General features: G+C 69.0%; 15 protein-coding genes. 8 read left to right on the top strand and 7 right to left on the bottom strand.

The genetic code is table 11. The features are described from left to right. Window positions 1–61 precede the first annotated feature (61 nt). Window positions 62–2134 carry a DUF4034 domain-containing protein gene (locus tag N5C18_RS21695; protein ID WP_279945585.1) on the bottom strand — a complete coding sequence of 691 codons (2073 nt, stop codon included), beginning with the start codon at window positions 2132–2134 and terminating at the stop codon, window positions 62–64. A gap of 118 nt (window positions 2135–2252) precedes the next feature. Then, window positions 2253–3332 (bottom strand): ribonuclease D, encoded by a 1080-nt coding sequence (gene rnd / locus N5C18_RS21690; RefSeq protein WP_053511729.1) that lies wholly within the window; start codon window positions 3330–3332, stop codon window positions 2253–2255. 84 nt (window positions 3333–3416) lie between these two features. Between rnd and N5C18_RS21685 the strand changes: the two genes are divergently transcribed. Then, entirely contained in the window at window positions 3417–5303 is a 1887-nt protein-coding gene (locus tag N5C18_RS21685; protein WP_279945584.1) for a formylglycine-generating enzyme family protein, read from the top strand. A gap of 89 nt (window positions 5304–5392) precedes the next feature. Further along, a complete protein-coding gene (locus tag N5C18_RS21680; RefSeq protein ID WP_008268686.1) occupies window positions 5393–6289 on the top strand; it encodes a M48 family metallopeptidase in 897 nt (298 codons plus the stop codon). 639 nt (window positions 6290–6928) lie between these two features. Here N5C18_RS21680 and xseA read toward each other — a convergent pair. Both xseA and queG read right to left on the bottom strand, forming a co-directional pair. Further along, window positions 6929–8260 carry an exodeoxyribonuclease VII large subunit gene (gene xseA / locus N5C18_RS21675; protein ID WP_279945583.1) on the bottom strand — a complete coding sequence of 444 codons (1332 nt, stop codon included), beginning with the start codon at window positions 8258–8260 and terminating at the stop codon, window positions 6929–6931. A gap of 44 nt (window positions 8261–8304) precedes the next feature. Beyond that, the gene (queG, locus tag N5C18_RS21670) at window positions 8305–9375 is read right to left on the bottom strand and encodes a tRNA epoxyqueuosine(34) reductase QueG (RefSeq protein WP_279945582.1); all 1071 of its coding nucleotides are present in this window, start codon (window positions 9373–9375) and stop codon (window positions 8305–8307) included. Between the two features lie 23 nt (window positions 9376–9398). Between queG and N5C18_RS21665 the strand changes: the two genes are divergently transcribed. The 6 genes from N5C18_RS21665 (at window position 9399) to N5C18_RS21640 (ending at window position 16932) form a co-directional block, all read left to right on the top strand. Continuing rightward, window positions 9399–10883 (top strand): NAD(P)H-hydrate dehydratase, encoded by a 1485-nt coding sequence (locus tag N5C18_RS21665; RefSeq protein ID WP_279945580.1) that lies wholly within the window; start codon window positions 9399–9401, stop codon window positions 10881–10883. Then, a complete protein-coding gene (gene tsaE, locus N5C18_RS21660; protein WP_053511772.1) occupies window positions 10880–11362 on the top strand; it encodes a tRNA (adenosine(37)-N6)-threonylcarbamoyltransferase complex ATPase subunit type 1 TsaE in 483 nt (160 codons plus the stop codon). The genes N5C18_RS21665 and tsaE overlap by 4 nt, the downstream gene beginning before the upstream one ends. A gap of 82 nt (window positions 11363–11444) precedes the next feature. Next, window positions 11445–13007, top strand: coding sequence for an N-acetylmuramoyl-L-alanine amidase (locus tag N5C18_RS21655; RefSeq protein WP_053450335.1), 1563 nt, complete (start codon window positions 11445–11447; stop codon window positions 13005–13007). A 121-nt stretch (window positions 13008–13128) separates the two neighbouring features. After that, window positions 13129–15033, top strand: a complete 1905-nt coding sequence (mutL, locus tag N5C18_RS21650; protein ID WP_279945579.1) for a DNA mismatch repair endonuclease MutL — start codon at window positions 13129–13131, stop codon at window positions 15031–15033. A gap of 11 nt (window positions 15034–15044) precedes the next feature. Further along, complete coding sequence (locus N5C18_RS21645; protein ID WP_180880727.1) at window positions 15045–15974, top strand: DUF1684 domain-containing protein; 930 nt, start codon at window positions 15045–15047, stop codon at window positions 15972–15974. Window position 15975: 1 nt separating this feature from the next. Next, window positions 15976–16932, top strand: coding sequence for a TraB/GumN family protein (locus N5C18_RS21640; RefSeq protein ID WP_279945578.1), 957 nt, complete (start codon window positions 15976–15978; stop codon window positions 16930–16932). 74 nt (window positions 16933–17006) lie between these two features. On the opposite strand, the gene phaR is transcribed toward N5C18_RS21640, so the two are convergent. From phaR to gluQRS, 3 genes are all read right to left on the bottom strand, one after another. Beyond that, window positions 17007–17546 (bottom strand): polyhydroxyalkanoate synthesis repressor PhaR, encoded by a 540-nt coding sequence (phaR, locus tag N5C18_RS21635; protein ID WP_053451352.1) that lies wholly within the window; start codon window positions 17544–17546, stop codon window positions 17007–17009. 183 nt (window positions 17547–17729) lie between these two features. Next, a complete protein-coding gene (gene phbB / locus N5C18_RS21630) occupies window positions 17730–18470 on the bottom strand; it encodes an acetoacetyl-CoA reductase (RefSeq protein WP_053511776.1) in 741 nt (246 codons plus the stop codon). 17 nt (window positions 18471–18487) lie between these two features. Next, the gene (gene gluQRS, locus N5C18_RS21625; protein WP_279945577.1) at window positions 18488–19408 is read right to left on the bottom strand and encodes a tRNA glutamyl-Q(34) synthetase GluQRS; all 921 of its coding nucleotides are present in this window, start codon (window positions 19406–19408) and stop codon (window positions 18488–18490) included. Window positions 19409–19448 lie beyond the last annotated feature (40 nt).

The following is a 19448-nucleotide window of genomic DNA, read 5'->3' as shown; positions in this document are numbered from 1 at the left end:
GCCATCGCACTGCATGAATGCAAAGGGCGGCCCGGATTACCGGGCCGCCCTTTTCGTTGCTTCAGACCGCGGTGAGGTCGCTTTCCTGGCTGCGCTGGCCGAAGGTCAGGGCCCAGGTTGCGGTGTCCACCTGCTGCCGGTCCTGCGCCTGCTGTTTGCGCGCACGGCTGGCGCCGAACCAGCGCCCTTCGCCGTTGATCAGCGGCGCCATGCGCACCACGTCCACGTACTCCGGATCGATCTCGCTGGCGCGCTGCAGCCAGGTCAGGGCCAGGAACGCGTTGGCCGGCACGCCGTTGCCGAAGTGGTAGATATCGGCCAGGTAGCCGGCCGCCCACAGCTTGTCGTTGTCGTCACCGCGCCACCACAGTGGGATCAGTGCACGTTCGACCGCTTCGCGCTTGTGTGCGTCGTTCCGGCCATCCATCGCCAGGCAGGCCAGGTTACGGCAGGTGGGGCCCCAGACGCGCTCGCCGGCCTCGGACCCGTCCAGGCAGCGCAGGTACAGTTCACGTGCACGCGCTTCGTTGTGCTCGCCTCCGGCCGCCACCAGGCGCACGCCCAGGTTGTAGGTGGCGATCAGGTCGCCGCCTTCCACCGCACGCTCCTGCCAGTAGGCGGCCTTTTCCGCATCGACGAACTGCGGCTGGTCGCGGCCGCCGAGGCGGCCCTTGTACAGGTCGCACAGTGCCGACATCGCGCCAGCGTCGCCGGCTTCGGCCATGCGCTGCAGCAGCGAGAGACCGGCGGACTGCGAGACATCGCAGAACAGGTTGGAGGCGAAGGTGACCGCCGAGGTGTTGTCCTGCGGCGCCAGCGTCAGGGCGCGCTGCAGCAGGGCATCGGCGCGCACGGGGTCGGTGGTCTGGCCGAGCAGTCCATGCTCGACGGCGGTGGCGGCCCAGAGCAGGCCGATCGCGGAGTCGCCTTCGCGTGCAGCGTAGTCCACCACCTGCGCGAACAGTGCCTCGGCGCCTTCCACGCGGGCGAACCAGGTGCAGGCTTCCAGGTTGCTGAAGCCTTCGTGCAGCACCATGTCGCGGTCCAGCGCCCACGCCTGCTGCAGATCCTCGAACACCGCCCGCATGTGCCCGGCGTCCCACTGCACTTGGTCTTCGCTGCCTTCGATCCGGCCGAGCCGGTAGCGCAGCCCCGAACGCTGGGCCAGAACCTCGGCGCGCAGGTTGCGGTCCAGGTGCCAGTCCAGGATCTGTGCATACGCACGCTCGTGCACGCCTACCGCGTCGGCATCTTCGCGGTGTGGCAGGTCGGCCATCCAATCCTGTTCCTTTCGCCAGCGCAGCGCGTTGCTCTGCGCAAGCTCCAGGCCACGGCACCAGCCTCCTTCGATGAAGTCCTCCATAGCTTCATGGCTGCCGCCCCAGCGCGGGTACAGGTAATAGAGGGTGTCTTCCAGCGTGCTCAGGTCGTCGGCGCGCTGTTCCAGCACCAGGCGCATCCAGTAGGCCAACGGTGCATCGAAATCGTCCTGGCTGCGCTCGCGCAGCACGGGCGGCAGGCTGCCGGGCACCGTCCGCAGCGGAGCGCCGAAGCGTGACAGCAGCTGCAATGCCTGCGGCCAGGCTTGCGGATAGTGCTCGGCCAGTGCCACTTCCTCGGGCTCGGGTACCTGGCCGGCCTGCAGCGCGCGCAGCCAGTCCGGCTCGCGCAGGTAGCTGGTGATGCGCTTGATGCCATCCAGCGCCAATGCCGGTCGCGCCGACAGCGGGATTGCCTGCAGGTAGGCATGCACGGCATGGTCGCGCGCCTGCTGTGCGGCCAGCCACTGGCTGTCTTCGACCAGTGCGGCGACGTCGGCGCTGCGCAGTTCGCCGGCGGCGGATTCCCAGCAGGCGCCGAGGCGCAGGTGCGCGTAGTAGCTGTGCGGCGCGGCAGCGACCCATTGCTGCGCCTGCTGAAGGCGCTCGTCCAGGGTCAGTGCCTTGTCATGCAGGTTGCGCAGGCGCCAGCGGATGCCCGGCAGCAGCCTTTCACCATCCAGCCAGGCCTGTTCGTGCGGTGCCAGCAGTGCATCCAGTTCGGCGTAGCGCCGCTCCTGCATTGCGGCGCGCGCTGCTGCACGCCAGGCCAGGTCCTCGGCGGAAAGGCCGTCCTTCGCAGTTCCATCTGTCATCTGTTGCAGTCCAACGATAGCGGGGACGCTATTGGACAGGCGCACGCCCGCGTCGGCAAGCGTGGCAGATGCTCGATTCACCGTGCAGGCGCCGGGGCAATCCCGGCGCCCGGCACCATCAGCGCGCGGGCAGCAGGGCCTGCAGTCGCGATTCCAGTTCCTGCTGGCGCCAGCCGGCCAATGCAGCGGGCCATTGGCGACGTTCCAGATAGCTCTCCAGGTGCTTGCGTGACGCCAGTACCCCATCCGGCAGGCCCAGTTCTCGGCTACGCTCGGCCACCGCATCCTGCAGCTTCTTCAGTGCCTGCTTGTTGCTGTCGTTGGCCGGCAATGCCAGCGGTGCCTCGGCTTCATCGGCCAGCGGCGTCTGCAGGGCCTGCCACACGGCACCGGCCAGCTTGCGCGGTGCCTTGGGGAACTGCTCGAACAGCGCGCCCAGCGCGTCGGCGTCGGCCGGTGGCGTGCGCGCCAGGGTGGCGGCCAGCTCGTTGTCCAGGATCCAGCTGCGCGGACGATCGCTGCTGCGCGCCTGCACGTCGCGCCAACGCAGCAGGCGCAGCAGGCGGCGCTGTGCAGCGGCATCGAGGAACTGCGCCGAGCGCATCGCCAGGTGTGGCCAGCGGTCTTCGTCGTTGGCAACGCTGGCCAGCAGGCGCTCGCCATCGTCGTGCAGCCACTGCTGGCGGCCCAGCGCCTGCAGCCTGGCATCGATGGCGTCATGCAGGGCAAACAGGTGCTCTACATCGTCGGCGGCGTACTGCAGCTGCGACTCCGAAAGTGGGCGGCGCATCCAGTCCGAGCGGGTTTCGCCCTTGGCCAGGGCCACGCCAGTGATTTCCGCCACCAGCTTCTGGTAACCCATGCCACCACCTATGCCGGCCAGCGAGGCACCGATCTGGGTGTCGAACAACGGGCGCGGCAGCACGCCGCAGGCCCACTTGAACGCGACCAGGTCTTCGCTGGCGCTGTGCATCACCTTGGTGATCGATTCATCGGCCAGCCACGGTGCCAGCGCTTCGGTCATGCCGGGAATCAGCGGGTCGATCAGCAGGATGTCCTGCCCGACGGCCATCTGCACCAGCGCCAGCTGCGGCCAGAAGGTGCGTTCACGGATGAATTCGGTGTCGAGGCCGATGCGGCTCGGACGCTGCTGGAAGTACGCATCCAGCTCGGCGGGGGTGGTGATCCAGGTTGCCACGGGTCAGGGCCTACTACTCGGGTTTGCTCAGGCAGGGGAGAATAGCCTAACGTCGGTCCGCGTCCGTGCAGAAGGAGGTCCTGCTTGCGTTTTCCGTTGTCGCCCGCGCTGTGCACCGCCCTGGCCGTTGCCCTGGCCGGCTGCACACCGTCGCCATCGTCGACGCCGGAGCGCGCCGCTGACGAACCGGCGCGGCCACAGGAAGGCGCGGCGGCGGACCTGACAGCGGCGGCCGGGCAGGGCAGCGTGACCATTGCCGGTGAGGATGCCGCCGAGGACGTGCAGTACTGGACGCCGCCGCGGGTGGACCGGGAGGGACGCAGCCTTGCGCAGCTGCGGCGCGCGGCCGAGCAGGCCTTTGCCGAAGGCCGGCTCTACGAGGATGCCGACGCTGCCATTCCCTTGTGGCTGGCGGTACAGGAGGAGAATCCGGATGACCGCCAGGCCCGGCAGGGCCTGCAGCGCGCCCGCCAGGGCCTGCAACAGCAAGCCGATGCGCTGCTGGTACGGCCGCTGAAGCAGCGCGAGGCACTGGCCGAGGCCAGCCGCCAGGCACTGGTGCTGCTCAGCCTGGCGCCGAAGGACGAGAAAGTGCGCGCACTGCAGGGGCGGGTCGAGACCGCGCAGCGCGTGGTGGCGTACAACCGCGCCGGCGAAGAGGACCTGCGCTCGGACCGGATTGGCGAGGATGGTGACGGCGCCATCGGCAACTTCCGTGAGGCGCTGGCGCTGGATGAGCGCAATGGGCGTGCGCGGCAAGGACTGGCGGCCGCCGAGAGCGGGTTGATCCGTCGTGCCGAGGACGCCGCGCGGGCACGGGATTTCGCCGGAGCGGGCACCTGGCTGGCCGAGGCAAGCAAGGTGCGCGATTCGTCGCCGACCATCGCCGATGCGTTCGAGCGCATCGAACAGATCCGTGCCGCCACGCTGCTGCGATTGCGCGACGACGGCCTGCGCGACCTGGCGACACCACAAGGACTGAAGCCGGCGCGTGAAAAGCTGGCCGAGGCCCTGCGCATCGCCCTGCCGGGTGATGCGGTGGTGGGCCAGCTGCGCGAACGCATCGACCTGGCCACCCACTACGGCAGTTTCCGTCCCGGCCAGGTGTTCAGTGACGCGATGCGTGATGGTGGTCGCGGCCCACAGATGGTGGTGGTACCGCATGGCGGTTTCCAGATGGGGGCCGGCGATGCCGAGCCGGGTGCCAGTGATGCCGAGCGTCCGTCGCACTATGTGCGCTTCGATCGCGGCTTCGCGATGGCGATCACCGAGGTCACGGTCAGCGATTTCGAGCGTTACGTGAAGGCGACCAGCGCGCGCCCGCGCGCAACCCGCCGGGGCCATTCGGTGGTCTATGACGAGCGCAGCGGCAACTTCATCCGCCGCAGTGGCGTGGATTGGCGCTCGGACTACGACGGCGGTCGTGCACTGGGCAACTCACCGGTGATGCACGTGAGCGTGCGTGATGCCGAGAACTACGCGGCGTGGCTGTCCGAGCAGACCGGGCGCAGCTACCGCCTGCCCAGCGAGGCCGAGTTCGAATATGCGCTGCGCGCCGGCAGCAGTGGCCGTTACCCCTGGGGGGATGCCGGTACGCCGCCGCCGGGCAGTGGCAACTTCACCGGCAGCAAGGACGTATCGCCGTCGGGGCGGCACTGGCACAACGCGTTCATCGGCTATGGCGATGGCTGGTGGGGACCGGCGCCAGTCGCCACGTTCCAGGCCAATGCCTTCGGCCTGCACGATATGGGCGGCAATCTGAGCGAATGGGTCGCCGACTGCTGGCACGCCAGCTACCGCCGGGCCCCTTCCGATGGCGCGGCCTGGTTCAACCCGGGTTGCCGGTCCCGGGTCATCCGCGGTGGCAACTGGGCCAACGCGCCGGAGCAGACCCGTGCGGCCTGGCGGCAGTCGCAGGATTCGGATACCACCAACGCACGTATCGGTTTCCGGCTGGTGCGCGTTATCTGAGCGGGGTCCGGCTTCACCCGCTGCTGGCGTCGGCACACTAAGATTGCGCCGTGCCCGCCGGCCGGCGGGGCCTGCCGGACGACCACCCGATGCGCAACGATCCCTTTTCCCGCTCGCCCCAAGGCCCGCAGCGGCGTGGCCTGTTCGGCAACATCCGCTGGTGGGTGCTGCTGCTGGCCGCCGGCTACGCGGTGTTCTACTGGTTCTCTAACCGCACGGTCGATCCCTATACCGGCGAGAAGGTGATGATCGACAGCAGCCTGGACGCGCGCCAGGAGACTGCGCTGGGGCTGCAGGCCTACCAGCAGATCCTGTCGCAGGAACGGCCGATGGATCCCAACGCGCCAATCGCACGCGACGTGCGCGACATTGCCCAGCGGCTGATCGCCAAGGTCGATGTGGTGGAGACCGCGCTGGCGCAGGAGCATGGCGTGCAGCCGGCGCATTTCGCACGGGATTTCCAATGGGAAGTGAACGTGATTCCCTCCGACCAGGCCAACGCGTTCTGCCTGCCGGGCGGCAAGATGGCGGTCTATACCGGCCTGGTGCCGGTGGCGCGTACGCGCGATGCGATGGCGGTGGTAATGGGCCACGAGATCGCCCATGCGCTGCTGCGGCATGGCGCCCAGCGCATGGCGCAGCAGAAGCTGACCCAGATCGGCCAGGTGGCCGGTGCCGCCAGCGGCATGGATGCACAGCAGCAACAGATGATGATGTCGGCGATGGGCTACGGTTACCTGTTGCCCTACGCGCGCAGCCACGAGACGCAGGCCGACGAAGTGGGGCTGATGCTGGCCGCAGCGGCATGCTTCGATCCGCGCGAGGCGGTGCCGTTGTGGCAGCGCATGGGACAGGCCAGTGGCGGCCAGGCACCGCCGGAGTTCGCGTCCACCCACCCGAACCCGGGTACGCGCATCCAGAACCTGCAGGCGCTGATGCCGAAGGCGCTCGAATACCGGCAGAAATTCTGCGAGCAGGCGAAGTAGGGGCGGCAGGGCTGCGCCCTGCGCCCGCGGTAGTGCCGGCCGCTGGCCGGCAACCTCAACGGCAACAGCAAGCATTCCGGGGGATGGCGGGGTGGGTCCGGTTGCGGGAGACGCCGTAAACCCCGCTGCTCGGTCCGGCCCAGCCGCTGGCGGCTGTGCGTTCGGGCGCTTGCGAAGCAGTGCTTCGCAAGCAAAGCGCCCTCACCCATGGGGGCTTGGCCGCGGCTTGCTCGTGTGCGCTGTCCTGCGCACACAGCAAGACCGGGGTTGGGCGTCCTGCCCAACCCGCCCGAGGTATACCTCGGGCCCATGCCGCGGACACTCCCGCAACCGGACCCACCCCGCCTTCGACAGATTTCCGCGGTCTGTTGGATCCGACCCCATTTTTACTTTCGATATCTGACAGATGTGTCGACCAAGGTCGACACCCACCGACAGCCGTAGAAATCTGTCAGAGGTGGGGCGGTGTCGGAGTGCGGGGTGTCAGCCGCATGGATGCGGCTGCCAAGCCCCCAGGGATGGGTTCACGGCGTCCCCGCACTCCGGCACCGCCCCGCCATCCCAAGGAATGCACGCTGTTGCTTCGGCTGTTGCTTGAAGCCTCGGCAGGTGCAGGGCGCAGCCCTGCCGAACACCCCTCTACTTGACCTGCACGTCGATCACGCCGTCGCCGACGCGGGCCTGCAACGCGTCCCCCGGCTGCACCTGGCCAACGTGCCGCACCAGGGCGCCATCGTCGCTGCGGGTGAGGATGCTGTAGCCACGCGCCACGGTCGCCAGCGGGCTGACCGCTTCCAGTGAGCGTGCCAGCCCGCGCAGGCGCAGTGCATCGCGTTCCAGCAGGCGCTGCATCGCACTCTGCGGACGCCCGCGCAGGGCGGCCAGGCGGCGCTGCATCGCGTCCAGCTGTCGTTGTGGATGGTGCCCGCGCAGCACCGCCGCGGCATGACGCAGGCGTGCGGCGCGGCGCTCGTGCTGCTGGTTGGATGCCGCATGCAGGCGCCGGCCGAGGTCCAGCTGGCGGCGACGCAGCAGGTCCAGGCGGGCCTGCGGGCTCTGTGCGTTCAGGCGCAGCAGGGCACGGTCGGCGCGCTGCATGGCCTGCTGCATCGCGTGCCGTTGCAGCTGCACCATGCGCGCCGCGGTGCGGCGCAGGCGCAGCGCCAGTTCGCGCTGGTCCGGTACCAGCAGTTCGGCGGCCACCGATGGCGTCGGCGCGCGCAGGTCGGCAGCGAAGTCGCTGAGGCTGAAGTCGGTCTCGTGGCCTACCGCCGATACCACCGGGGTGCGGCTGGCCGCAATCGCGCGAGCCAGCGCTTCATCGTTGAACGCCCACAGGTCCTCCAGTGAACCGCCACCGCGGGTCAGCAGGATCACGTCGTAGCGGCCGCTGGCATCGGCGGCCTGCAGCAGGCGGGTGATCTGCGCCGCGGCACTGCTGCCCTGCACCAGGGTCGGCAGCAGGTCCACTTCCAGCAGCGGGAAGCGGCGGCCCAGCACGCTCAGCACGTCGCGCACGGCGGCGCCGGTGGGCGAGGTGATCACCGCCAGGCGCTGCACATGCGCCGGCATCGGCCGCTTGCGTGCCGGGTCGAACAGGCCCTCGGCCTCCAGGCGTGCCTTCAGTTCCTCGAACGCGCGGCGCAGTGCGCCTTCGCCGGCTTCCTCCATGTGGTCCAGCACCATCTGGTACTCGCCACGGGCGTCGTACAGGGTGACCTTGCCGCGCACCAGCACACGCATGCCTTCGCGCGGCACGAACTTCAGGTACTGCGCTTTCATCCGGAACATGGCTGCACGCAGCTGCGCGCGCGCGTCCTTCAGGGTGAAGTACAGGTGCCCGGAGGCAGGGCGCGCCACGCTGCCCAGTTCGGCCTCCACCCAGATTGCCGGGAAGCTGCCTTCCAGCAGATCGCGGGCCAGGGTGTTGAGCTGGCTGGGGGTGAAAATGTCGTCGTTGCGTGGCTGCATGGGCACGGCATGGGGCGGGTGGAACGGGGGCTCAGGATCGCACGTCAGCGCGCCGCGTGCTGGCCCAGCGCCCACTGCACGTGCTCGCGCACCAGCGGCGAGGGATCGTCGATGCGGGTGTGCAGGGCAGCCAATGCCTCGGCGGACGCAGGCGCATTGCCCAGCGCCACCGCGATGTTGCGCAGCCAGCGCTCATGCCCGCTGCGGCGGATCGGGCTGCCCTCGGTGCGGCGCAGGAATTCGGCCTCGTCCCAGGCGAACAGCTGGTCCAGGCGCGCGGTATCCAGCTGGTTGCGTGCACGGAAATCGGCTTCGTCGGTGCGCATGGCGAACTTGTTCCAGGGGCAGACCAGCTGGCAATCGTCGCAGCCGTAGATGCGGTTGCCGATCAGCGGCCGCATGTCCTCGGGGATGGCGCCGTCGTGCTCGATGGTCAGGTACGAGATGCAGCGCCGCGCATCCAGCCGTTGCGGACCGATGATGGCCTGGGTGGGGCAGACGTCGATGCAGCGCGTGCAGGTGCCACAGTGGGCGGTGGCCGGGGTATCGATCGGCAGCGGGATATCGATGTAGATCTCACCGATGAAGAACCAGGAGCCGCCGTGACGGTCGATCAGGCAGGTGTGCTTGCCGATCCAGCCGAGCCCGGCGTTGCGCGCCAGTGCACGTTCCAGCACCGGCGCCGAATCGACGAAGACGCGGTAGCCCAGCGGAGCCACCTCGTCGTTGATCTGCGTGGCCAGTTTCTGCAGGCGGTTGCGCATCAGCTTGTGGTAGTCGCGGCCCAGCGCATAGCGAGCCACGTAGGCGCGGCCGGGATCAGCCAGGGTCGCCCAGGCCTCGGTGTCGTCCTTGTGGCTGTAATCCATGCCCACCGAGATCACCCGCACGGTGCCGGGCAGCAGCTCGGCCGGACGCGCGCGCAGGGTGCCGTGGCGCGCCATCCAGTCCATCGTGCCGTACAGGCCCTGGCCCAGCCAGTCGGCCAGGTGCGCCTCATCCTCGCCCAGCTCGATGCCGGCGATGCCGCAGCGCTGGAAGCCATGCGCGCGGGCAAGTTCACGGATGCGCTGCACGGCCTGGGCCGGATCGACAGGGGCGGGGACGGGGGACATGTGCACCAGTATAAAATCCCTGCATGCCCGATCTTTCCCTTCTGTTCGATACCGCAGCGGCGCGCGCGCTCGATGGGCGCGCATCGGCGCTGGCCGGTGATGGTGGCTGGAGCCTGATGGCCCAGGCGGGCCTGGCCGGCTGGCAGTGCCTGCTGCAGCAGTGGCCGGAGGCCCTCCAGCTATGCGTGCTGGTCGGTGCCGGCAACAACGGCGGCGACGGCTACGTGCTGGCCAGCCATGCCCTGCGGTCGGGGCGACAGGTTCAGGTGGTCACGCTGCCTGGCAGGTCGCCCGCCACGGTGCTGGCGGCGCAGGCTGCAGCGGAATTTGCGGCGGCTGGTGGCAGTGTCGTCGAGTTCGATGGCCAGTTGCCGGACGCCGAGGTCTATGTGGACGCCCTGTTCGGGCTTGGCCTGGACCGGGCACCGTCCGGCACGGCCCAGGCGCTGATCGACGCCCTCAACGCGGCGCGTGGGCCGGTACTGGCGATGGACGTGCCCAGTGGCGTTGATGCCGACAGCGGATATGTGCCCGGCGTGGCGGTGAAGGCCGATGTCACGTTGCAGTTCATCGCGTGTCACCGAGGCCTGTACACCGGTGATGCGCTGGAGCAGGTCGGCCAGCGCCGGCTGGCGCCACTCGAACTGCCTGATCAGGCCTGGGACGGCATCCAGGCCAGCGCGCAGCGCTGGACCGGCGACCGTTTGAAGGCGCTGCTGCCACCACGACGCGCCAATACCCACAAAGGCGAATCCGGGCACGTGCTGTGCGTTGGCGGCAACCATGGCAGCGGTGGCGCCATCGCGATGGCGGCCGAGGCAGCACTTCGTGCCGGCGCCGGCCTGCTGAGCCTGGGTACCCGTCGCGATCACGTCGGCCCCTTGCTGGCGCGCCTGCCGGAGGCGATGACCCATGCGCTGGAAGACGGCGATGCGCTGCCGGCGCTGCTGGACAGGGCCACGGTGGTGGCGATCGGGCCCGGCCTGGGCCAGGACGAATGGGCGCGCGCGCTGTTTGCGCGGGTGCTGGCGTGTGGCAAGCCGTTGGTGGTCGATGCCGATGCCCTGAACCTGCTGGCGCAGGATCCGCGAGCGTTGCCCGGCGCCATCCTTACCCCGCACCCGGGCGAGGCCGCGCGCCTGCTTGGTTGCAGCAGCGCTGACATCCAGGCCAACCGCTATGCCAGCGCGCAGGCGTTGGCCGAGCGCTTCCACGCCGTGGTCGTGCTGAAGGGGGCGGGCAGCATCGTGGCGGCACCCGCGCAGACACCACGGCTGATCGCTGCGGGCAATCCCGGCATGGCGGTGGGCGGAATGGGCGACCTGCTCACCGGCATCATTGCCAGCCTGCGCGCGCAGGGCCTGGCCGCGTTCGACGCGGCCGCGGCCGGCGCCTTGCTGCACGCACTCGCCGGCGATTCCGCTGCCGCCGATGGCGCGCGTGGCCTGCTTCCTACTGACCTGCTGGCGCCGCTGCGGCGACTGGCCAATCCGGACCTCTCTCCATGACCGAATTCTTCCTTGCCGACAGCGATGCCACCGAACTGCTCGGGCAGTGGCTGGCGGCGACCCGGCCGCCGCAGGCGCTGATCGAGCTGCGCGGCGACCTCGGCGCCGGCAAATCCACCACCGCCCGCGCACTGCTGCGCGCACTGGGCGTGCAGGGCGCCATCCGCAGCCCGACCTACACCCTGGTCGAACGCTACCCGCTGGCCAGTGGCGGCGAGGCATGGCACCTGGACCTGTACCGCATCGGCCAGGCCGGCGAGCTCGATTTCCTCGGTCTGGACGAGGGCAGTGCCGTGTTGTGGCTGGTCGAATGGCCCGAGCGCGGGGCCGGTGCGTTGCCGCCGACCGATCTGGTGGTCGCGCTGGAAATCGAGGGGCAGGGGCGTCGTGTTCGTCTCACTGGGGCCAGCGACGCGGGGCGTGAATGGCTGGAACGGCTCCCTCAAGGGGGTGACTTGCAGGCCATTTCTGTCGGCTGACGAGAACAAACATCGGCAGGTTACGGATTATTAAGGAAAAAGGTGTTGCATTCCGTTCAGCGCGGTGATTGAATCCTGAGCCATGCGCCCGGGGAACCGTCTCATCGCCATCTGTGCCGCCGTCGGACTGGGTCTGGCGAGCGTCAGTGCGTGGGCCGGTGAAGTCCGCCAGGTCCTGCTGAACACCGGCGCCACCGGCACCCGTGCCGAGATCTCGCTGGTCGGCAGTGGCGGCTACAAGACCCTGTCGCTGGCCGGCCCGAACCGCCTGGTGGTCGATTTCCCGGACTCCAGCGCCATACGCAACCTGAAGATGCCGGCCGCGCAGGGCGTGGTCACGGCGGTGCGTACCGGACAGCCGGTTCCGGGCACGTTTCGTGTCGTTTTCGACCTCGCTGAATCGGTGGCGCCGTTCCGCCCGCAGATGCAGCGCGAGGGCAATGAATCCAAGCTGGTGATCGAATGGCCGGGCGATGGCCCGGCCGTGGCCGCCAGCCGGCCGGCGGTGACCCCGGCGGTGCAGCCACAGGCGCCCGCCAGCACGCCCGCGCCGACTCCGGCCGAGAGCGCGCAGTCGCGCAATGACGCCGCGCGCGCCACCGCGCTGCTGACCGCACAGGTGCAGCAGCAGGCCAGCGCCGCTGCAGCGACCCCGGCCACGCCGACGCCGGCACCGTCCACCGCACCGGCGCAGGTCGCTGCGGCAGGTACCGCGGCCAGCAGCACGCCGTCCTCTTCACCGGCCGCGATCCTCGCCGGCCAGCGCACCGCTGCGGTGGTGACCACGCCGCCGGCCACGGTGCCCGCGCCGGCGCCAACGCCAGTGGAACCGCCACGCCCGGCCATGCCCAGCGATGCCTCGCGCATCCGCATGCAGGCTGGCATGCGCCACCTGGTGGTGGCCATCGATCCGGGCCACGGCGGCCAGGACCCGGGTGCGATAGGCCCGACCGGCAAGCGCGAGAAGGACGTCACCCTGGCGGTGGCACGCGAGCTGGCGCGCCAGGTGAACGCGACGCCGGGCCTGAAGGCCTACCTGACCCGCGACAGCGACGTGTTCATTCCGCTGCCGATGCGTGCGCAGAAGGCGCGTGCGAACAAGGCCGACATCTTCATCTCGATCCACGCCGATGCGGCCGAAAACCGCTCGGCCACCGGTTCGTCGGTGTATGTGCTGTCGACCAAGGGGGCTTCCTCGCAGCGTGCGCGCTGGCTGGCAGACAAGGAAAACGCGGCCGATCTGGTCGGTGGCGTGCGCCTGCAGCAGACCGAAGGCACGCTTGCCAACGTGCTGCTGGACCTGGCCCAGAGCGGTTACATGAAGGCGTCCGAGGATGCGGCCGGCCACGTGCTGGGCGGCCTGAAGCGGATCGGCAACAACCACAAGCCGAATATCGAGCGCGCCAACTTCGCGGTGCTGCGCACCTCGGACATGCCGGCGATGCTGGTGGAAACCGCGTTCATCTCCAACCCGGATGAAGAGCGCCGCCTGATCGACCCGGCCTACCAGCGCAAGATCGCCGGTGCGGTGCTCGATGGCGTGCACACCTTCTTCAGCCGCCAGCCACCGCCGGGCACGCTGTATGCCGCCCGCGCGCAGGCCGAGATCGACGCCGCAGGCACCATGGCCGGCGGCAGCAAGTAACCCGCCGAAGGCGGGTTTCTGCTTTCTGTAGAGTCGAGCCGCGCTCGACTGGGCCTTGCCGGTAACCCGCCGGTCGAGCATGGCTCGACTCTACCCAGGGCCGCTCCGCTATCATCCCTGCATGACGTCTGCTACCCATCCGCGCCCGATCCGGCCGTTGCCGGACATCCTGATCAACCAGATCGCCGCTGGCGAAGTGGTCGAACGTCCTGCGTCCGTGGTCAAGGAACTGGTCGAGAATGCGATCGATGCCGGTGCCAGCCGCGTCGACATCGATCTTGAAGAAGGCGGTGTGCGCCTGATCCGCATCCGCGACAACGGCAGCGGCATCGCGCCGGAGCAGTTGCCACTGGCGGTCTCGCGCCATGCCACCAGCAAGATCGCCGACCTGGATGATCTTGAATCGGTGGCCACGCTCGGTTTCCGGGGGGAGGCGCTGCCATCGATCGCCTCGGTCAGCCGCTTCACCCTGGCCTCGCGCCGCGCGCACGACGAGCATGGTTCCGCGCTGCAGATCGAAGGCGGCAAGATCGGTGAAGTCACTCCGCGTGCGCATGCACCGGGTACCACCGTGGAAGTGCGCGAACTGTTCTACAACGTGCCGGCGCGGCGCAAGTTCCTGCGCGCCGAGCGCACCGAACTGGGCCATATCGAAGAGTGGCTGCGTTCGCTCGCACTGGCGCGGCCGGATGTGGAACTGCGCGTGTCGCACAACGGCAAGGCCTCGCGGCGCTACAAGCCGGGCGATCTGTATTCCGATGCGCGGCTGGCCGAAACGCTGGGCGAAGATTTCGCCAACCAGGCCGTGCGCGTGGACCACAGCGGTGCCGGCCTGCGCCTGCATGGGTGGATTGCACAGCCGCATTATTCGCGTGCCAGTGCCGACCAGCAGTACCTGTATGTCAACGGCCGTTCGGTGCGCGATCGTAGCGTCGCCCATGCGGTGAAGATGGCCTATGGCGACGTGCTGTACCACGGTCGCCAACCGGCCTACGTGCTGTTCCTGGAACTGGACCCGACCCGCGTCGACGTCAACGTGCATCCGGCCAAGCACGAGGTGCGCTTCCGTGATTCGCGGCTGGTCCATGATTTCGTCTACCGCACGCTGAAGGACGCGCTGGCCGACACCCGTGCCGGCATGTCGGCTCAGGAGATCGGTGCCGTACCTGCGCATCCGGTGGATGCGACCACGGCGCCGATGGCGTCCACCGCCGGCGCTTCCGGATTCGGGCTGGTGCGCGGTCCCGCGCCCGGCTCCGGCTCAGGTGGCGGAGGCGGATTCTCAGGCTGGCGACCGCAGCAGCCGCTGGGCCTGCAGGTGGCCGACGCCCCGGCCGCCTATGCCGCGTTGTATGCCGCACCGTCCGGTGCCGAACGCGGGGCGACGCTGCCGCCGATGCCGAGCGAGAATGGACTGCCGGTGACCAGCGCCGATGCGGGCGTGCCGCCGTTGGGCTATGCGATCGCGCAGCTGCACGGCATCTACATCCTGGCCGAGAATGCCGAAGGCCTGATCGTGGTCGACATGCATGCGGCGCACGAGCGCATCGGCTACGAGCGCCTGAAGAACGCGCATGATGGCATCGGCCTGCAGTCGCAACCGCTGCTGGTGCCGATCACCCTTGCCGTGGGCGAGCGCGAGGCCGACACCGCTGAAAGCGAAGCCGAAACGCTGGCCGCGCTCGGCTTCGAAGTGACCCGTGCCGGCCCCGGTTCGCTGCATGTGCGCAGCATTCCGGCGCTGCTGGCGCATGCCGAGCCGGAAGGGCTGCTGCGCGACGTGCTGACCGACCTGCGCGAACACGGCCAGAGCCGGCGCGTGGCGAGTGCGCGCGACGAACTGCTGTCGACCATGGCCTGCCATGGCGCGGTGCGTGCCAATCGGCGCCTGACCGTTCCAGAGATGAACGCGCTGTTGCGCGACATGGAAATCACCGAGCGGTCCGGCCAGTGCAACCATGGCCGGCCGACCTGGGCCCGTTTTTCACTGGCGGAGATCGACCGCTGGTTCCTGCGCGGACGTTGAGGGGAGCATCGATGCGTTATCGGGGAATGGGCGGGCTGCTGGCCGCCATGGTGTTGGCTGCCTGCAGCCCGGCGACACCGCCGGCGCCGACGGTCACTGAAGATCCGGCCTTTGCCGCCGCGCAGCAGCAATGGCGCGTGGCGCGCTACCAGGACCTGACCCGGCCCGATGGCTGGACGGCGCTGGTCGGCCTGCATTGGCTGCAGAACAAGTCGCACTTCGTCGGCAGCGGCGCCACCAACGGCATCCGCCTGGCGGTCGGCCCGGGCAAGCTGGGCCTGCTGCGCCGTGAGGGTACCCAGTGGTGGTTCACGCCGGAGGCCGGTGCCGAGGTCAGCCATGAGGGCCAACCGGTACGCGGTCGTATCCGCGTCGACACCGACAAGGATGCACAGCCGACCCTGTTGTCTTTCGATGCCGGCAAGGGCCAGCTCAGCATCATCCGCCGCGGGCCGCGCGATGCACTGCGGGTCAAGCACGCCGATGCGCCGGCACGCCGCGATTTCGCTGGCCTGGAGTACTGGCCGGGTGGCCCCGACTGGCAGGTGCAGGCACGCTTCATCGCGCACCCGCCGGGCAAGACGCTGCCGATCGTCGACATCACCGGCCTGACCACAGAGATGCCCAATGCGGGCGCGGTCGAGTTCCAGCGCGATGGCCGCAACTGGCGTCTGGAAGCGATCGGTGCCCCCGGGCAGCCGCTGTTCCTGATCTTCGCCGACCGCACCAGTGGCCGCGGCAGCTATCCGGCCGGCCGCTACCTGGACACCGATGCACCCGCTGCCGACGGCACGGTGCGCATCGATTTCAACCATGCCTACAACCCGCCGTGTGCATTCACCGCCTACGCGACCTGCCCGCTGGCGCCACCGGAAAACCGGCTGGACCTGCGCGTGGAAGCGGGCGAGAAGGCCTACCACCTGCCTGAAGGAGAAGGCTGAAATGCCGATCAGAGACCTGTTCCGTGCCGCTACCCTGCTGCTGGCCTGCGCGGTCGCACCGCTGGTTGCGGCGCGCAATGCGCCTGCCGTTGACCCGGCCGCTGCCGCCGCTGCCAAGCCACCGGTGCCGCTGCTGTGGAAAGTGACCGGTCCAGGCGATTCGCGCCTCTATCTGCTCGGTTCGTTCCATCTGCTGAAACCGCAGGACTATCCGCTGTCGCCGGATGTCGAACAGGCCTTCGAGGCCTCGCAGCGCATCGTGTTCGAGCTCTCGCCGGAAGACATGCAGTCACCGCAGCTGGCCAGCCGCATGGTGCAGGCGGCGGTCCGCACCGATGGCAGCGAACTCAAGCGCGACCTGGATGCGGCCACCTGGCAGAAGCTGCAGGCGTTCGCGGCGCAGAACGCGCTGCCGCTGGCACAGATGCAGGGCATGAAGCCCTGGTTCGTCGGCCTGAGCATTTCGATCGGGCAGATGCAGAAACTGGGCCTGGACCCGGCGCTGGGCCTGGATCGCCATTTCATGGAGCGCGCGCAGAAGACTGGCCGCAAGACGGCCGGCCTGGAAGACATCGATACGCAGATCGGCATGCTCGATGGCATGACGGTGCAGGAACAGCGGCAGATGCTGTCCGAGGCGCTGGACCAGGCGGGCAAGGGCGATGAGCAGGCGCGCCTGCTGCACGATGCCTGGCGCCGGGGCGACGAGCGCCTGTTGTGGACCAAGATGGCGGCGGAAATGCGCCAGCAGTATCCCCAGCTTTACCAGCGCATCAACACCGGCCGCAATGACGCATGGGTGCCGAAGCTGCTGCCGTACCTGCAGGCTGGGCAGGGCGGAACGCTGGTGGTGGTCGGCACGCTGCACCTGCTCGGCAACGATGGCGTGGTCGAGAAGCTGAAGGCCAAGGGCTACAAGGTCGAGCGCGTGTGCGCGGGGTGCAGGGCCAAGCGCTGAGGCATTGCGGGCGCCATGCAATGAAAAACGGCGTGCCCAGGGCGCGCCGTTTTCGTATCCACCGCGGTGATGGCTCAGCGGCGGGTCTTGCCGCCGGTGCCGCTCCCCGGTTCGTTGGGCTTGTTGCCGGTGCCGGTGCCGGTACCCGTTCCGGTGCCGCCCGGGCGCGGGCCACCGAAACCGCTGCCCATGCTGCGCTGGAATTCCTGCCACAGCTCCAGGTTGCGCTCGGTCAGCTGGTTCATCATCGCCCACGGGGTCTGCCCCAGCAGGTTGCCCATCTGCTGGCGGAACTGCTGCTGCTGGTCGAGGAAGACCTGCATGCTGCGCTCCAGGTAATTGCCCATGAAGCCCTGCAGGGAATCGCCGTAGAAGCGGATCAGCTGGCTCAGCAGCTGGGTGGACAGCATCGGCTCGCCGTCCTGTTCCTGGTCGGCGATGATCTGCAGCAGGACCGATCGAGTGAGGTCGTCGCCGCTCTTGGCGTCGCGGACTTCGAAGTCTTCACCGTCCAGGATCAGCTGGCGCACGTCCTCGATGGTGATGTAGCTGGAGATCTCGGTGTCGTAGAGACGGCGGTTCGGATACTTCTTGATGATGCGGGTCGCAGCCATGAAGCGGTACTCGTCACAGTAGACGCGCAGCATGGCGCAGTGCAGCAGCCGTTGCAACCGCCTCAGCCCCCGCCAGGCTTGGCTTTCGGCGGCGATCATGTTGCGCAGCAAGGGTTTGCGTGCTGCGCAGCATGACTCTTGGCAGGGGCCGGCGGCGTTCGCCGCAACGGCCCGCTGCGCGGCTTACCAGCCCATGTGGTGGCCGCCGTTGATATCCAGGTTGCTGCCGGTAATCCAGGCGGCCTCGTCGGCCACCAGGAAGGACACGCCGTAGGCGATTTCCTCCGGCTTGCCGAGGCGCCCGGTGGGGATGTCGGCGATGATCTTGGCGCGCACGTCCTCCGGCACCGCCATCACCATGTCGGTCGCCACGTAACCGGGCGAAATGGTGTTGACGGTGATGCCGAAGCCCGCGTTCTCGCGGGCCAGCGAGATGGTGAAGCCATGCATGCCGGCCTTGGCGGCGGCGTAGTTGGCCTGGCCGTACTGGCCCTTCAGGCCGTTGATCGAGCTGATCTGGATGACCCGGCCCCAGCCGCGGCGGCGCATGCCCTCGATGACCGGGCGGGTGACGTTGAACACCGAATTGAGGTTGGTGTTGATCACATCGTGCCACTGGTCCACGCGCATGCGATGGAAGGTGGTGTCACGGGTGATGCCGGCGTTGTTGACCAGGATCTCGACCGGGCCCAGTTCGGCCTCGACCGCGCGTACCAGCGCTTCGGCGCTGCCGGGGTCGGAGACATCGCCTGGGAAGATCGACACCGTGTAACCGCGTTCGGTCATCGCCTGCTGCCAGGCGCGCGCCTTGGCTTCGTCGCGGTAATTGGTGGCGACCCGGTGGCCCTGGTCGGCCAGTCGTTGGCAGATGGCGGTACCGATGCCGCCGGTTCCGCCGGTGACCAGTGCGACGCGAGATGTCATGGAATGCTGTCCGGGTATCAGGTGGGGGAAGGGGGATTCTGCAACATCGGCGTGGAAAGTGCGCCGGGCGGCAGCAGGATGTCGGTGCGCGGCAGGCGCGCCGGGTCGAAGGCCCGTTGCGCGGAGGCCAGCAGGGCGTACAGATCGTGTGCCTGCTCCAGCGCCGCAGGTGCCTGGCCGAGCAGCTGCCAGAGCTGGCGCAGCACCGGCAGCGGGCGCGCGGTGTCCACCGGCAGCGCCGCCAGCGACTTCGAGAGTTTGTGGCCTGGCGCGTCCAGCAGCAGCGGCAGGTGCCAGTAGCGTGGCACCGCAAGCCCCAGTGCCTGCTGCAGCAGGATCTGCCGCGCGGTGGAGTCGAGCAGGTCGGCGCCGCGCACCACTTCGGTCACGCCCTGCGCAGCGTCGTCGACCACCACCGCCAGCTGGTAGGCCCAGCAGCCGTCGGCACGGCGCAGCACGAAGTCGCCGACCTCGGCATGCACGTCCTGCTGCTGCGGGCCGCGCAGTCCATCGTCGAACTGCACGACGCTGCCGGCCGGTACACGGAAGCGGACGGCGGGGTCCGGTCGAGCCTGCCGTGCGACGCAGCGATGGTGGATGCCGCCACTGGCGGCCAGTTCGCTGCGGCTGCAGTGGCAGATGAAGGCCAGGTCGCTGGCCAGCAACACATCCAGTGCGGCCTGGTAGGCCCCGCCGCGGGCGCTCTGCCAGAGGATCGGACCATCGTGGACCAGGCCGAACGCGGCCAGTGCCTGCAGTTGCGAATCCGCTGCACCGGGTACGGTGCGCGGCGGGTCGACGTCTTCGATGCGCAGACGCCACAGGCCGCCGTGATGGCGGGCGAGCAACCAGCTGCCGAACGCGGCGAGCAGGGATCCGGGGTGGAGCAGGCCGGTCGGCGAGGGCGCGAAACGCCCGGTGGGAATAGGGGAGGTCATGCTGGCTGAATCGTCGGTCAGGTTGGCGCTTGAATTCAAG

It is taken from the genome of Stenotrophomonas sp. GD03930, assembly GCF_029839665.1.
Taxonomy (GTDB): Bacteria; Pseudomonadota; Gammaproteobacteria; order Xanthomonadales; family Xanthomonadaceae; genus Stenotrophomonas; species Stenotrophomonas forensis.
The sequence above is the reverse complement of the archived record's forward strand: the minus strand, read 5'-3'. Positions and strand labels throughout refer to the sequence as shown.

What these genes read in the sequence shown, in the direction of transcription:
- N5C18_RS21665 (WP_279945580.1), top strand. Translation starts at nt 9,399, where the DNA reads ATGCCCGATCTTTCCCTTCTGTTCGATACCGCAGCGGCGCGCGCGCTC.
- N5C18_RS21695 (WP_279945585.1), bottom strand. Translation starts at nt 2,134, where the DNA reads ATGACAGATGGAACTGCGAAGGACGGCCTTTCCGCCGAGGACCTGGCC.
- mutL (WP_279945579.1), top strand. Translation starts at nt 13,129, where the DNA reads ATGACGTCTGCTACCCATCCGCGCCCGATCCGGCCGTTGCCGGACATC.
- gluQRS (WP_279945577.1), bottom strand. Translation starts at nt 19,408, where the DNA reads ATGACCTCCCCTATTCCCACCGGGCGTTTCGCGCCCTCGCCGACCGGC.
- tsaE (WP_053511772.1), top strand. Translation starts at nt 10,880, where the DNA reads ATGACCGAATTCTTCCTTGCCGACAGCGATGCCACCGAACTGCTCGGG.
- N5C18_RS21680 (WP_008268686.1), top strand. Translation starts at nt 5,393, where the DNA reads ATGCGCAACGATCCCTTTTCCCGCTCGCCCCAAGGCCCGCAGCGGCGT.
- phaR (WP_053451352.1), bottom strand. Translation starts at nt 17,546, where the DNA reads ATGGCTGCGACCCGCATCATCAAGAAGTATCCGAACCGCCGTCTCTAC.
- N5C18_RS21645 (WP_180880727.1), top strand. Translation starts at nt 15,045, where the DNA reads ATGCGTTATCGGGGAATGGGCGGGCTGCTGGCCGCCATGGTGTTGGCT.
- N5C18_RS21640 (WP_279945578.1), top strand. Translation starts at nt 15,976, where the DNA reads ATGCCGATCAGAGACCTGTTCCGTGCCGCTACCCTGCTGCTGGCCTGC.
- phbB (WP_053511776.1), bottom strand. Translation starts at nt 18,470, where the DNA reads ATGACATCTCGCGTCGCACTGGTCACCGGCGGAACCGGCGGCATCGGT.
- xseA (WP_279945583.1), bottom strand. Translation starts at nt 8,260, where the DNA reads ATGCAGCCACGCAACGACGACATTTTCACCCCCAGCCAGCTCAACACC.
- queG (WP_279945582.1), bottom strand. Translation starts at nt 9,375, where the DNA reads ATGTCCCCCGTCCCCGCCCCTGTCGATCCGGCCCAGGCCGTGCAGCGC.
- N5C18_RS21655 (WP_053450335.1), top strand. Translation starts at nt 11,445, where the DNA reads ATGCGCCCGGGGAACCGTCTCATCGCCATCTGTGCCGCCGTCGGACTG.